The following is a 14,000-nucleotide window of genomic DNA, read 5'->3' as shown; positions in this document are numbered from 1 at the left end:
AATGGTATCAAAAGTGACGCTATTTATGCCTCACTCACTACTTACAAATATATTTTAAATGCGACGGCTTTTATAATTAACTTATCAACATCTAGCGCGCGTAGCGACGCTTCCTAATTGCGTTGTAGATGAGTCCAAAGATAAGTAAAATAACCAGCGGAAGCCCAATAGTCAAGACTTGCCACGTGCTTACACTTTGCGCTGTCTTTTTCATATCGAGAAAAGGAAGTGCAATTTCTTTAGTCCTTATGTTAATAAGCCCACTGTCATCGAGAAGATAGTTAATCGCATTGAGTAAAAACTCTTTATTCCCGTAGCTGGTCCTTGTGTAATAATCAAAACCTAATTCTAGTGGTTGCCCCCGTGCATCAAGGCTATTTGAGATTATATCACCATCGGCTATGAGAATAAGCTTAGGATTTTTTTGTGCGCTTTCGCGAAAAATACTACGATCACTTCCATCTGGTAAGACTCTATTAGTAAAAGCCGAATTAAACGAGCCTTCTAGGAGAACAGCAAGTGGTTGTTGCCCATTTTGAAAATCACTCTCTAAAGGTTCAATATCTACTTGGCCTAAAGAGATTTCTCGTGGCGTACTTTCTATTTTGGTATAAATACTAGACTGTAGTAATACTGTTTTATTTACGTCACTATTGTTGTCTAATAAGGTGATAGGGTTTGCATAATTAAAAAGAACAGGCTTTTCAATATTAGTATTAATGGGATGCGTATTCATACTAGGTACTTGCGGTCTGTACAACCAAGGTAACTGTATGTACTGAGCATCACTGCCATCACCAGATGCAACGCTAAGTGGGGCAGAGTAGAGGTCTACTACTAAGGATGGGTCTACTCTAATTCCGTATTTAAATAATTGGTCATCTAGATTAATATCTCTAGGAAAAGCAATGGTTTTTCCTTGGTCATTACGCAAGCTATCATCTTCCATGGCTACTGCATCGAGCATCCAAAGGCTGTTACCACCATTCATGATATATTGATCAATCACATACTTCTGCTTGTCTGTAAAGGCTTTTGTAGGTTTTGCAATAACTACTAGATCAAAGGTGTTTTGTAAAGCTTTGAGTGCCTTATCTGGATCTTGGTTTGCAAATTCTAATGGGAAAGGAGCGATATTATAGGTGTCACCTAGTTTACGAAACAAATCTGCAATATTTGCATCTGGTAGCTCGCCATTATCTCTTAAAACAGCAATACGCTTAGACTTTGCATTAAGAGTGCTGTGTAAACTTTCGGCAAAGGCGTACTCAAGATTTTGGATAGAGCCATATACAAGCTGTTCTGGAGAGGCACCTACTACATTTTTTACGAGTGATACGGGTTGAGCTTTATCATTAAAGTTTATGGTAGCCCAAGGAAATATAGTTTGCGTGGTTTCTTTTCCGTTTTCTTTTACTTTGAGAGGGATGGTAGTCATCCCAAATTCATTGAATTGTCCCGCAACTTCGGCTACATTTTCTCCTTCTTCAACTGGGTTAGAAAATTCAAACCTTATATTATCGTTATAGGCTTGCATTTCCTCTAGCAGATAGCGCGTCTCGTTTTGAAGTTTCTTAAACTCTGCTGGAAAATTTCCTTCGAGAAATACATCAATAATAAGCGGACTATTTACTTGATCTAATAAATCAAGCGTAGGATCACTTAAACTATAACGTTGATCTTGCGTTAGGTCATAGCGTTTGTGCGCTAGCGAGCTTATGATATTTAATGCAATCAATATTATGATTGCTACTAGGAGGTATGATATGTGTTTTAAATTTTTCACGAAAGTGTACTCCTTTTATGCAGGTTTAATACCGTGATAACGATAAAAAATACGGTTACACTAATAAAATAAATAAGATCTCTAGTATCTACAACACCACGACTTATGCTACTGTAATGAGCTTGTAAACCCATTAAATTAATAAAATCTCTCACACTGCTTATTGTGCTATATGCTGCTATGCCTTCAAGTCCAAAATATAGAAAGAAGCTTAAGAATACTGCGATTATAAAAGCTATGATTTGATTACTGGTAAGGCTAGAGGCATATATTCCTATTGCTGTAAATGTGCCCGCTAGAAACAATAAGCCTATATAGCTGCCTATGGTAACTCCTACATCAAGATTTCCCACAGGATTACCCAGCTGGTAGATAGCAACTACATAAATAAGTGTGGGTACAATAGCGAGTATGATGAGCGTGAATGCGCCTAAAAATTTTCCTATCGTTAACTGTAGTTTTGAGATAGGTTTTGTGAGTAAAAGTTCTAAGGTTCCTACTTTCTGTTCTTCACTAAAACAACGCATAGTAACAGCAGGGATAAGAAATATAAATATCCATGGTGCAATCTGGAAGAAAGGTGCGAGATCTGCAAATCCAGTTTCTGTGATATTAAAAGACCCTTCAAAAACCCATAAAAATAAACCGGTAACTACGAGAAATAACCCAATAACCAGATATCCAATAGCCGAGGAAAAAAATGAGGATATTTCTTTTTTAAGTATAGCGAACAAAGTGAATTATTTTTAAAAGTAAATTTACTGTAGTTTTTTGTTTCTTAAAAGGTATTTATTGAGGATAGCTTGACTGCGGAGGTCCATCAATAGGGATTTTTGCTCCTAAATATGTAGGCTCTTTGTTAATGCTGAGCTCAAGAAAGGCTTTGACATTTGCTAGTAATTCTCTGCGTTTATTTGCACTTTCTCTTTGGTAAGTTCGCTGGTCTCCCACAAAGCCGTAATAGGTAAGGCCAAGTTGATTTGCAATATACAGTGCTCGTGGCAAGTGAAACTCTTGAGTAACCACTACAGCCTCCTTTACATTAAATACAGAGCTAGCTCTATACATACTGTCGTATGTGTCAAAACCAGCATAATCTAGGAAGATATCATCTTCTGGAACACCTCTATCCATGAGATATGCTTTCATTGCCTTCGGCTCGTTATAGGATGCAGTGCCATTATCTCCTGAGAGTAAAAAACGCTTGACTTTACCTTCTTTATATAAGCTAAGGGCGCTTGATACACGATCTTCTAGCATTGTAGATAGATTGCCGTTTGCTCGTACACTAGCACCTAAGACAATTACAGTATAAGCTTTTGGAACCTGCGAAATAGCTGTAAATGTTTGTTTTTTTGTGCTTTCTTCAATGTGGTAAGAAAGCGCATAAACTCCACAAATAAGAAGGATAATCCCAACGAGAGTGACGGCAATTATTTTTTTTAAATGTTTAAGCACTAGGCGTTATCTATGATTTTAATAGGTTTCTTTTCATCATTGATAGCTACAAAAGTAAATGTTCCAGCTACGGCTAGCTCACGGTCATAATTGTACATATCTTCTTTGTAAATCTCAACGCGTACCACGCAACTTGTATTGCCCACTTTCTCTATACGAGCTATTAATTCTACAATAGTTCCTTGAGGAATGGCTTTAGTGAAGTCTATTTGACTGGTAGAAATGGTAACCACTTTTTTTCGGCTAAAGCGTGTGGCGCATATAAAAGCTGCTTCATCCATCATATGCATTGCAGTCCCACCAAAAAGAGTGTCATAATGATTTGTTGTGTTGGGAAAGACCGCTTTAAAGATGCGAGTTTCTGAGTTTTCAATGCGTTCTTTGAGAGTAATCATAATTGTTTAATCATTTTGCATATTTAATAGACAAAAAATATGCAGTGCTTACTTCTAAGTGTATCTTTGCAAGGTCTTAAAATAGAACAGATGCCACAAGTAATAGAAGCTTTAAAATGGAGATATGCGACTAAAAAGTTTGACAATACACGCATGCTACCAGAGTCAAAAATAGAAATAATCAAAAACGCCTTTAACCTTACTGCTACAAGCTTTGGCTTACAGCCCGTGCGATTAGTAGTGGTAAGTAATAAGGAGAAACAAGAAGCACTCGTTCCTTTAACAATGAACCAGCGACAAGTAGCAGATGCCTCACATGTACTCATTTTTTGTATCGAAAAACAAGTAGATGAAGATTATGTTAAAAATTATTTTGATAACGTAAAGCAAATCAGAAATACTCCAGAAGAAATCATAAAGCCATTTAAGAATTACCTTCTTGATCATTTTAAGAAAGCGACAGATGTAGAGAATGACTTGTGGGCTTCAAAACAGGCATACCTAGCAATGGGTAATTTACTTACAGTTTGTGCATTTGAAGAAATAGATGCTTGCCCCATGGAAGGTTTTTCACCTGAGGGATATGATGAGTTTTTTGATCTCACTAATAAAGGTTTACAGTCGGTTTTAGTAATGCCTGTAGGGTATAGAGCAGAAGGTGACATGTTTTCTACTATGAAAAAAGTGCGCAAATCTTTGGACAATTCCGTTCTTGATTTGTAACTTTCGATTGAATATAGGGCTGCACTACAATATTGTGGCAGGATTCTTGTTATTTTCTAAAAGTTTATAACTTTGCAGTAGCCCTAATTTTAGTACAATGAAACATATAGCATTTTTATTATTTTTTATTTCAACAGTAACATTACAAGCTCAGGAAGCCAAATGGCATACTGATTTTGACAAAGCAAAAAAGGTAGCACAACGCCAAGGGAAACCTATTATCATGTATTTTACAGGTAGTGATTGGTGTGGTCCTTGTAAAATGCTTAAGAAAGATCTTTGGAGTACAGATAAGTTTATACAGCAAGCAGATGATTTTGTTTTACTTGAGGTAGATATCCCTTTTAGAGAAGACATAATTTCTCCAGAGCAAAAGAAGAAGAATTTGAAGCTCCAAGATAAGTATAATAAGGACAAATCTTTTCCTACCGTATTGTTGCTTGACTCAAATGGTAGAAGAAAGGATGAAGTTTCAGGATATAGTATGCTTAGAGATACAGCTCCGTACTATGCATTTTTTAATAAAGCAAGACGTTCTAGATAAGTTACAAGTTTATAAGTTTTATATATGAAAACGTTCAGCACTATGCTGAGCGTTTTTTTTATGCTTTCGCGAAAGCGTAACCTTAAAATTATGCTGTACAAAGATACTCTCAACAAAAACTCACATGTATTAATTAACAATAAACGAACTTCTTATCTTTGACCACCTTTAAATAGATTTATGTCAAAAGTAGTTTTAATCACTGGGGCTTCCTCAGGAATAGGTTTAGCCATAGCTCAGTTTCTTGTAAACCAGTCGTATACTGTATACGGAACAAGTCGAAACCCAAAAAATAATATAGAAGAAGGAGTGCATATGGTTGCGCTAGATGTTACAAAACCGGCGACTATAACAGCAGCAGTATCATCTGTATTAGAAAAAGAGGGGCGCATAGACTATTTAATTAACAATGCTGGAATGGGTATCACAGGGCCTTTAGAGGAGACACCAGATGCCGAAATTAAAAGAGTCTTTGAGACTAATTACTTTGGAGCATTAGAAGTAATAAAAGCAGTGTTACCTACAATGCGTAAACAGCGCAGTGGTATGGTTATTAATATTACCTCGATAGCAGGTTATATGGGCTTACCATACAGAGGTATTTACTCTGCAACCAAAGGAGCTCTTGGTATTACTACTGAAGCCTACCGAATGGAGCTTAAGGAGTTTAACGTAAAAATGACTACCGTTGCGCCCGGAGATTTTGCAACTAATATTGCTGCAGGACGTTACCACGCACCAGTGCTTGAAAACTCCCCATATAAAGAAAATTATAAGAATACACTATCCTTAATGGATGCACATGTAGATGAAGGAATGGATACCATAATCATGGCAAAAGTAGTAAAGCGCGTGATGGAGTCTAAAAACCCTAAAGTACATTATCGTGTAGGCTTTTTTATGCAGCGTTTTAGTATTGCACTCAAGCGTTTACTGCCAGATACTTGGTATGAAAAACTACTACTTAACCATTATAAACTTTAGTTAACAAACAATTAAACGCGCTTGTAATTTCTACTTATCACTTTTAGTTACATTTGTGTATAATCATAAAAGAAAAGACTATGAAATTTTTTATAGATACCGCAAACCTTGACCAAATTAAAGAAGCACAAGATCTAGGAGTTCTTGATGGTGTGACTACAAACCCATCATTAATGGCCAAAGAGGGTATTACTGGACGTGAAAACATATTACAACATTACAAAGATATCTGTGAGATTGTAACTGGTGATGTAAGTGCAGAGGTAATTGCAACTACTTATGATGAGATGGTAAAAGAAGGGGAGGAGCTTGCTGCATTACATGATCAAATTGTAGTAAAAGTACCTATGATTAAAGATGGAATTAAAGCCATAAAATATTTTTCTGATAAAGGAATTCGTACAAATTGTACGCTAGTATTTTCTTGTGGGCAGGCATTACTAGCAGCAAAGGCTGGGGCGACATATGTTTCTCCGTTTATAGGAAGACTAGATGACATCTCAACAGATGGATTAAACCTAATTGCAGAAATTCGTCACATATATGATAACTATATGTTTGAAACAGAAATTCTAGCAGCATCCGTACGTCATACAATGCACGTAATAGATTGTGCAAAAATAGGAGCAGATGTAATGACAGGACCTTTATCTTCTATAGAAGGATTATTAAAGCACCCACTTACAGATAGCGGCCTTGCAAAATTCTTAGCAGATTACGAGAAGGGTAATAACTAATACTAGTATACGCCCACAAAAAACCCCTTTTACTTTAAAGTAGAAGGGGTTTTTCTATTGCTGTAATGTTATAAAGCCTATTGATTTAAGTAAGCCAGAAGTTCGTTTTCAAATTTTGAGTTGTGCAGGTTTGCATGACTATTTAAAATCTTTCCGTCTTTGTCAAGAACGATAGTCTTGTTAATGTCATTGAGTACAAGCTGTTTTCTAGCTTGTTTTGGTTTTGCAAGTCTATACTCTTTAGACTCATCAAAATTATTTTTATTTAAGTGAAGCATCCACTTATTATGCTCTGTGTTTACGTTAATGGCAATAAAATTGAACTCTGGGTACTTTACTTGTAGTTCACGTGCTTTTGCATGAGAGTTATCCATGTGAGCCATTCTTAAATAAGACCAGAAAAATAATACTGTAGGCTTTGTAATACGACTAGACAAGGTGTTCATTCCAGAGTCTGCGCCTATAATCATGACATCTGGAATCATATTTCCCGCCTGCATAGATTTGTTATTGTCGTATAACGCATTAATCAGGGCAACTGTCTCGGTAGAGGTGGAGACCTCTTTTATTTCGTCAAAAAGCTTATCAACTTCTTCTAAGTTGTTACTATTAGCAATAAAAATACGCGACATTTGAGATAAAAGTCTCTCCTTGAGTTCTTTATTAGTTATAAGGCTGTCAATTACTGCTATCTGATGGTGGTTGTGTATGTATGAGGTACGGTTATAATCATTTTCCTTTCCATAGCGTTGGTAGGTTAAATTATTAATGTAAGAAGAAAGATATCTTCTAAAGCTATAAAGTTCTTCAAGATTAGGGTTGTTTACATCTATGCTTTCGCGAAAGCTGTAAAAATCATCAGGTAAGCTAGCGATAAATGATAACTTGTCTTTTCCATAATGTGCAAATGGATACCACTCTTTACGCTGGTAATTATCAAATTCTGTTACAGATCTGGCTATTTCAATAAATTCATCCGAATAATCTTTATCAAGTAAAAATTTATCGAGCTCCTCTTTATGAGTAATCGCCATAGAATCTAGCGTCTTCTGAAAGTTCTTTGGGTTTTTTTGATATTTTTTTTTGATGCTTTCATTTTCACTTTCCCAGTGTAAATACATGTCAAGTAAGAATGAACTTTTATCTGCGCCATAGCCAGAAAAACTAAGAGATTCATCAAAATCTTTAGTATTTACTCTCAATAATATACTGTCACCTTCTTCTATATGCACAAGTTGGTGTTCTCCGTGCTCGAGTCTATAAAGACCTGGCTGGAAATCATCAAATTTGTATAAAAACCTATTTCTCCTATCTAGGGGAATACTGTCTGTAACCACTTCGCCCTTGCGAAGCAATACATAACTCTGTACGGGGTTAATAATCTGTCCCCCTAAATATGTTCCTTGAGCTTTATCATTTTCTTCAAAAACGCAGCTAGTAAGGGTAGTAGAAACTATAAGTAAGAGTAGGAGGTACTTCATAAAAGGTCAATTTACACTGAATAAGATAGCTTATGGTGTTATTTCCAAAAGTAACTTTAATGACTTTTGCATATTGTTAACATATCGTTAAAAGCATTTTGTGTTTGTTATCATTATAATTTCTTTAATTATAGGTATTTTTGCACGCTCAAAATAGAAGTTTTTTATGTTATCAGTCTCTAATCTTTCAGTTCAATTTGGTAAACGTGTTTTATTTGATGAAGTAAATACTTCATTTCTTAACGGTAACTGTTATGGCATCATTGGTGCAAACGGTGCTGGAAAGTCTACCTTTTTAAAAATACTTACAGGCCAGCAAGAGCCTACCTCAGGTCATGTGCACCTTGAGCCAGGAAAGCGTATGTCTGTACTAGAGCAAAACCACTATGCTTATGATGAGTATAATGTGCTCGAGACAGTGGTAATGGGTAATAAGCCTCTTTATGAAATAAAGTCTGAAATAGATGCTCTGTATGCAGACTATACTGATGAAAATGCAGATCGTATCGGAGAGCTTCAAGTAAAGTTTGAGGAAATGAACGGATGGAATGCAGATAGTAACGCTGCAACCATGCTTTCTAACCTTGGTATAAAAGAAGAGAACCATTATACTATGATGGCAGATCTTGATGGTAAGCAACGTGTACGTGTTCTTATAGCGCAAGCGCTTTTTGGAAATCCTGATGTACTTATCATGGATGAGCCTACAAATGACTTGGATTATGAGACAATCTCATGGCTAGAAAATTTCCTTGCAAATTATGATAACTGTGTGATTGTTGTATCGCATGACCGTCACTTCCTTGATGCGGTTTGTACACACATATCAGATATTGACCATAATAAAATCACTCATTATAGCGGTAACTATACTTTCTGGTATGAGTCTTCTCAACTAGCGGCTAGACAACGCGCGCAGCAGAATAAAAAGTCTGAAGAGAAGAAAAAGGAACTTCAAGAATTTATCGCTCGTTTCTCTGCAAACGTTGCAAAATCAAAACAAGCAACATCTCGTAAGAAGATGATTGATAAACTAGATATAGAAGAAATTAAGCCTTCAAGTCGTCGATACCCAGGGATTATATTTGATAGAGATCGTGAGGCTGGAGATCAGATTTTTAATTGTGCTGGTTTAAGTGCCTCTCTAGATGGTGAAGTTTTATTCAAAGGAGTTGATATGAATTTGAATAAAGGTGATAAAGCGGTGTTATTTTCAAGAGATAGCCGTGCAACCTCTGCTTTTTATGAAATCATAAATGGTAATCAACAAGCAGACAGCGGGACTTTTGATTTTGGAGTAACGACTACACAATCTTACTTACCTTTAGATAATGCATCCTACTTTCAAGATGGAACACTTAATCTTGTAGACTGGTTACGTCAATATGCGCAAACAGAAGAAGAGAGAGAAGAAGTGTTTTTAAGAGGTTTCTTAGGTAAGATGATTTTCTCAGGAGAGGAAGCGCTTAAAATGTCTAATGTTCTTTCGGGAGGAGAGAAGGTACGTTGTATGATTTCAAAAATGATGATGAAACGTGCAAATATCCTTATGGTAGATGAGCCTACTAACCACTTAGATCTTGAGTCAATTACGGCATTCAATAATGCACTTAAAAACTTTAAGGGTACAGTGATGCTTACAACACATGATCACGAGTTTGCGAGCACTGTGGGTAATCGTGTGATAGAATTAACACCTAAGGGTGTTATAGATCGCTATATGAACTTTGATGAGTATATGAGCGATAAAAGTATAAAGGAACAGCGCATGGCAATGTATGAGTAAGGCTACGCCTTACTCTTGTTCATGAAATGTGTAATAAGCATATAGCTACAAAAGACAAGAAGACCTCCACTTATTATAATACGGAATGTAGGTAATTCTTCACCTTGAAGTAGTGGTAATAGTCTCCAGATCGAGAGTCCTAGAAAAAATACATATAAGAGAATACGGCCAGAAGATAATTCTGGCTTTTTCTTTTCTGGTGTAGGCCTCGTGATCCTGTTTATAGTAGCTTTAGGTGCTTCTTGCTGCGATAAGTTACTTAGTTCCTCATCAGATAGTGCATTATTAGAAAAATCTTCAAGCGCTGTTTCTACAATGTGCTTGGCCTTTACTAGATATTCTTTGTCTACAAGCAATCTAGATTGATCAGGAGACCCTAGGGCATACCCAGCGAGCTTAGCACTCTCGTTGTCATCTCTTACAATACTCGGGATATCTTTTTCCTCAAGTATGGTTTGTAATCTCTTTATTTCTATGATGGATCCAGTGTGGATTTTTTCATAACGAGAGTCTGGAAGTATGCTCATATATTATTTTGGTCAGGTTATCTTGTTTTATCGTACTTGCTATTCCATATCGCTTTGTTAAAGTTCTTACCTAGTGCAAATGCATAAAATAGAACTACCGCTCCGATGGACTTAAACATAAAGAAAAATACCATAATATCTTGACCAAAATCTTGATTCTTTGTAAAAAGACCGTCTGGTGTTAATAATGTCGCGATTATGCTAATGAGTACTGTCGTAATTATTAAGTTTTCAATAGACTTAAACGACCATGCCCATTGTTTTCTAAAAGGGTTAAGATCATTACCCCACTGGTGGATAAGATAGTAATAGCCGTTACCCATAGGCGCAAATAATAATGGGTCGTCTGCCTTTTCTAGAACAAACATTTTAGAAGGAGCAATGATTTTAAAACCATCAAGTTCCGTGTGATGTGTGTTTTCAAGGTGTTTAATATTGTCAAGTACTTCTTGAGGATATTTTCCTTTAAAGTATTTGGTGTCGAGAAAACGCAGTCTATAGTCTACGCATATTTTCTCTATTTGTTTAATGTGGAAGATTTTTGAGGTCTCAAGTAAGTCAAAGTCAAACTCGTTATAACCTGCCTCAGAAGCTCCTTTTAGGGTTTTGAGGATTCCGCTTTCGCGAAAGCGGTCTTGATCAAAAACCTGTTGTACTTGTGCTAGGATATCTTGTTCTTGCTCACTTTTACTGCGCTCACGAAGCAACTTTTCGTGAATGTTGGTTCTGGATAATAGCATCTTTTTTTCTTTTAAAGATACAATACAAATGCGATAATGTCAATGGGAATAATTGATACTAGGTGATTTATGTATTAATTAAACAAAACAGTTAAGAAAATATGAGCCAAAAAAAAGCTCTTAGATACATCAAGTATCTAAGAGCTTCAAAATAGTACAGCTACCTTACTATCGAAGTGTAGCTCCTAGCTCTTTTTCAAAACGCTGTTGCAGTTTATTCATCGTTTTGTCTATTTGCTTATCTGTAAGTGTCTTTTTTTCATCTTGTAGCAAGAAGCTTACTGCATAACTTTTCTTTCCTTCAGGGAGATTTTTACCTTCGTAAACATCAAAAAGGTTGACGTCTTTAAGTAATTGTTTTTCGGTTTGCTTTGCGATGGTTTTAATATCTTCAAACTTCACGTTTGTATCTAATAAAAGTGCAAAATCACGACGCACAGAAGGGTATTTTGGAATGTCTTTAAACTTGACATCATTACGAGCCGCAATCTCTAAAATAGCATCCCAGTTAAAATCTGCATAATACACATCTTGTGATAAGTCAAATTTCTTGAGGATACTTTTCTTTACAATACCGTAACTTACTACTTGTTGCTTTCCTAGTGAAAGCCCTACAGCCTCAGAAAAAATATCGTTCTTCACCGCAGAAGATCTTACTCTTGAAATTCCTAGTTTTTCAAGAATAGCACTTACCATTCCTTTTAAGTAAAAGAAGTTAGTAGGAGAGCTAGGGGTAGTCCATGACTCCTCTGTACGACCTCCAGTGACAAAAAGGGCAAGGTGCTTATCTTCTTTGCGCTCTTCAGTGTAGTTGTGGTACGTTTTACCAAACTCAAAGAGCTTTATGTTACTTCTTCGTCTGTTTACGTTGTAGGATATCGCTTCTAGCCCAGAAAATAGCATAGACTGGCGCATCACGCTCAATTCTTTCCCTAGCGGATTAAGCATCTCAACTTGATGTTCTTCCTTGAGGTTCTCAGAAAGTGCTGTGTATGCTGGCGTAGTGAGACTGTTTGCCATCATCTCATAAAAACCTTGTGCCGCAAGCTGGTTTCCTATCACATCACTTACTTTGTGATCGTCAAATTTTGAACTGGAAGATACCGTAGCGTTGAGCTTATTGCCAAAGTTGATATTGTTGTAGCCGTACACTCTTAAAATTTCTTCTATTACGTCTGCTTCACGAGTAACATCATTTCTAAAAGCAGGAATAGTCATCCCAATACCACTTTCTGTAACGTTGTTAATCTTAATATCTAGAGACATCAATATTCCTTTAATAACTTCTTTAGGAAGCTCTTCTCCTATAAGTTTAGTAGCGTTATCAAAGTTTAAAAATACCTGCTGATCTTCTATTTTCTTTGGGTAGATGTCTACAATCTCGCTAGTAATTTCTCCACCAGCAATTTCCATAATAAGAAGCGCAGCTCTTGTAAGAGCATACTCAGTAATATGCGGATCAATACCTCTTTCAAAGCGGAAAGATGCATCTGTATTTAATCCATGACGTTTTGCTGTCTTACGCACAGCAACGGGATTAAAATAGGCACTTTCTAAGAAAATTGCAGAGGTGTTTTCTGTAACTCCGCTATGCGCTCCTCCAAAGACTCCTGCAATACACATAGGTTTCTCTGCGTCACAAATCATCAAGTCGTCTTCATGTAACTCACGTTCTACACCGTCTAGTGTAGTAAACTTAGTGCCTGCTTCAACAGTGCGCACTTCAATTTTATCTCCTGCAATCTTGTTTAAATCAAATGCGTGTAGCGGTTGTCCAAGATCATGTAATACATAATTAGTTGCATCTACAATATTGTTAATAGGAGAGAGGCCTATAGCTTTAAGTCTGTGCTTTAACCACTCTGGAGATTCACTCACTTTTAAGTCACTAATTACAACTCCTGCATAGCGAGGCGCTTTTTCTGCATCTAGTACTTGCACATCAATTTTGTGCAAGCGCTTCTCAATTTTAAAAGAAGATGTTGATGGAGTGATAAGCCCTTTATTAACCTCATGTTGTAATAAACCGGCCTTAAGGTCACGGGCAACACCCCAGTGACTCATCGCATCTGCACGGTTAGGAGTTAATCCTATTTCAAAAACTTGATCATTTTCTATGTCAAAAACATCGGCAGCTGGTGTTCCAGGTATAAGATCCTCATCAAGAATCATAATTCCATCGTGGCTCTTTCCTAATCCTAGCTCATCTTCTGCACAGATCATTCCGTGAGATTCTTCACCACGTATTTTACCTTTCTTTATTTTCCAAGCTTCACCTTCTTCAGTGTAAAGTGTAGTTCCTATAGTTGCTACGGGTACTTTCTGTCCTGCTGCTACATTAGGAGCTCCACATACTATTTGTACAGGCTTATCTGCACCTATATCTACGGTGGTTACCTTGAGCTTATCTGCATTTTCATGCTGCATACAGGTAAGTACATGACCTATTACAATTCCTTCTAGACCACCTTTTACACTTTGGTAGGTGTCTATTCCTTCAATTTCTAGACCTAAGTCTGTAAGGAGGTTTCCGGTTTTTTCGGCACTCCAATCTATATCGATAAACTGCTTTAGCCAGTTGTAAGAAATCTTCATAAAACGTTGCGATTTTAAGACGTCAAAGATAGAATAACCTAGCTAGTGAGCAAAGCAGATGAGCGAGTATCTCAGTAGTTTTTTTAGGCTTCATGGAGTGAATTAGAAACTAGTTTTCTAAAATTATGTTTTAACAACTTGTCACATCGCTATTAAGTGTCAATAAAGGTTGTTTTATAGGTAGTGATCATTTTATAATTATTAGGCGGTGAGACTTTATGCGTGGCTTACTATTTAAAACTTC

Annotated in this window: 13 protein-coding genes; 5 read left to right on the top strand and 8 right to left on the bottom strand. The window is 36.5% G+C overall.

Annotation, left to right across the window (positions count from 1 at the left end):
* Positions 1-91: 91 nt before the first annotated feature.
* From gldG to D017_RS13900, 4 genes are read right to left on the bottom strand one after another with little or no spacing between them, the layout of a single operon-like run.
* Positions 92-1,786 carry a gliding motility-associated ABC transporter substrate-binding protein GldG gene (gene gldG / locus D017_RS13915; protein ID WP_035337332.1) on the bottom strand — a complete coding sequence of 565 codons (1,695 nt, stop codon included), beginning with the start codon at positions 1,784-1,786 and terminating at the stop codon, positions 92-94.
* Positions 1,783-2,520 carry a gliding motility-associated ABC transporter permease subunit GldF gene (gldF, locus tag D017_RS13910; protein ID WP_035337331.1) on the bottom strand — a complete coding sequence of 246 codons (738 nt, stop codon included), beginning with the start codon at positions 2,518-2,520 and terminating at the stop codon, positions 1,783-1,785. Before gldF ends, gldG begins: the two co-directional genes overlap by 4 nt.
* Positions 2,521-2,575: 55 nt before the next feature.
* Positions 2,576-3,244, bottom strand: a complete 669-nt coding sequence (locus D017_RS13905) for an ElyC/SanA/YdcF family protein (RefSeq protein ID WP_035337329.1) — start codon at positions 3,242-3,244, stop codon at positions 2,576-2,578.
* Positions 3,244-3,639, bottom strand: a complete 396-nt coding sequence (locus D017_RS13900) for an acyl-CoA thioesterase (protein ID WP_035337327.1) — start codon at positions 3,637-3,639, stop codon at positions 3,244-3,246. Before D017_RS13900 ends, D017_RS13905 begins: the two co-directional genes overlap by 1 nt.
* A 90-nt stretch (positions 3,640-3,729) precedes the next feature.
* Between D017_RS13900 and D017_RS13895 the strand changes: the two genes are divergently transcribed.
* From D017_RS13895 to fsa, 4 genes are all read left to right on the top strand, one after another.
* Positions 3,730-4,362 (top strand): NAD(P)H-dependent oxidoreductase, encoded by a 633-nt coding sequence (locus D017_RS13895; protein ID WP_035338315.1) that lies wholly within the window; start codon positions 3,730-3,732, stop codon positions 4,360-4,362.
* A 97-nt stretch (positions 4,363-4,459) separates the two neighbouring features.
* A complete protein-coding gene (locus D017_RS13890) occupies positions 4,460-4,906 on the top strand; it encodes a thioredoxin family protein (RefSeq protein ID WP_035337324.1) in 447 nt (148 codons plus the stop codon).
* A 180-nt stretch (positions 4,907-5,086) separates the two neighbouring features.
* The gene (locus tag D017_RS13885; protein WP_035337321.1) at positions 5,087-5,890 is read left to right on the top strand and encodes an SDR family oxidoreductase; all 804 of its coding nucleotides are present in this window, start codon (positions 5,087-5,089) and stop codon (positions 5,888-5,890) included.
* Between the two features lie 80 nt (positions 5,891-5,970).
* A complete protein-coding gene (gene fsa / locus D017_RS13880) occupies positions 5,971-6,627 on the top strand; it encodes a fructose-6-phosphate aldolase (RefSeq protein ID WP_035337320.1) in 657 nt (218 codons plus the stop codon).
* A 77-nt stretch (positions 6,628-6,704) separates the two neighbouring features.
* On the opposite strand, the gene D017_RS13875 is transcribed toward fsa, so the two are convergent.
* Positions 6,705-8,108: a thioredoxin-like domain-containing protein gene (locus D017_RS13875; RefSeq protein ID WP_035337318.1), complete on the bottom strand. Its 1,404-nt coding sequence runs from the start codon at positions 8,106-8,108 to the stop codon at positions 6,705-6,707.
* 166 nt (positions 8,109-8,274) lie between these two features.
* On the opposite strand from D017_RS13875, the gene D017_RS13870 reads away from it, so the two are divergent.
* Positions 8,275-9,894, top strand: coding sequence for an ABC-F family ATP-binding cassette domain-containing protein (locus D017_RS13870; protein ID WP_035337316.1), 1,620 nt, complete (start codon positions 8,275-8,277; stop codon positions 9,892-9,894).
* A 2-nt stretch (positions 9,895-9,896) separates the two neighbouring features.
* Here D017_RS13870 and D017_RS15055 read toward each other — a convergent pair whose 3' ends face one another.
* The 3 genes from D017_RS15055 to pheT form a co-directional block, all read right to left on the bottom strand.
* Positions 9,897-10,421, bottom strand: coding sequence for a DUF2007 domain-containing protein (locus tag D017_RS15055; protein WP_051583924.1), 525 nt, complete (start codon positions 10,419-10,421; stop codon positions 9,897-9,899).
* 17 nt (positions 10,422-10,438) lie between these two features.
* Positions 10,439-11,161, bottom strand: a complete 723-nt coding sequence (locus D017_RS13860; protein WP_035337315.1) for a hypothetical protein — start codon at positions 11,159-11,161, stop codon at positions 10,439-10,441.
* Between the two features lie 168 nt (positions 11,162-11,329).
* Positions 11,330-13,756: a phenylalanine--tRNA ligase subunit beta gene (gene pheT, locus D017_RS13855; RefSeq protein ID WP_035337314.1), complete on the bottom strand. Its 2,427-nt coding sequence runs from the start codon at positions 13,754-13,756 to the stop codon at positions 11,330-11,332.
* Positions 13,757-14,000 lie beyond the last annotated feature (244 nt).

The sequence above is a fragment of the Dokdonia sp. PRO95 genome, from assembly GCF_000355805.1.
In the GTDB taxonomy this organism is placed as follows: Bacteria; Bacteroidota; Bacteroidia; order Flavobacteriales; family Flavobacteriaceae; genus Dokdonia.
The sequence above is the reverse complement of the archived record's forward strand: the minus strand, read 5'-3'. Positions and strand labels throughout refer to the sequence as shown.

Bases quoted from the DNA above. Each gene is read 5' to 3' on its own strand.
- D017_RS13860 (WP_035337315.1), bottom strand. From the start codon at position 11,161: ATGCTATTATCCAGAACCAACATTCACGAAAAGTTGCTTCGTGAGCGC.
- D017_RS15055 (WP_051583924.1), bottom strand. From the start codon at position 10,421: ATGAGCATACTTCCAGACTCTCGTTATGAAAAAATCCACACTGGATCC.
- D017_RS13885 (WP_035337321.1), top strand. From the start codon at position 5,087: ATGTCAAAAGTAGTTTTAATCACTGGGGCTTCCTCAGGAATAGGTTTA.
- D017_RS13900 (WP_035337327.1), bottom strand. From the start codon at position 3,639: ATGATTACTCTCAAAGAACGCATTGAAAACTCAGAAACTCGCATCTTT.
- D017_RS13870 (WP_035337316.1), top strand. From the start codon at position 8,275: ATGTTATCAGTCTCTAATCTTTCAGTTCAATTTGGTAAACGTGTTTTA.
- pheT (WP_035337314.1), bottom strand. From the start codon at position 13,756: ATGAAGATTTCTTACAACTGGCTAAAGCAGTTTATCGATATAGATTGG.
- fsa (WP_035337320.1), top strand. From the start codon at position 5,971: ATGAAATTTTTTATAGATACCGCAAACCTTGACCAAATTAAAGAAGCA.
- D017_RS13875 (WP_035337318.1), bottom strand. From the start codon at position 8,108: ATGAAGTACCTCCTACTCTTACTTATAGTTTCTACTACCCTTACTAGC.
- D017_RS13890 (WP_035337324.1), top strand. From the start codon at position 4,460: ATGAAACATATAGCATTTTTATTATTTTTTATTTCAACAGTAACATTA.
- D017_RS13895 (WP_035338315.1), top strand. From the start codon at position 3,730: ATGCCACAAGTAATAGAAGCTTTAAAATGGAGATATGCGACTAAAAAG.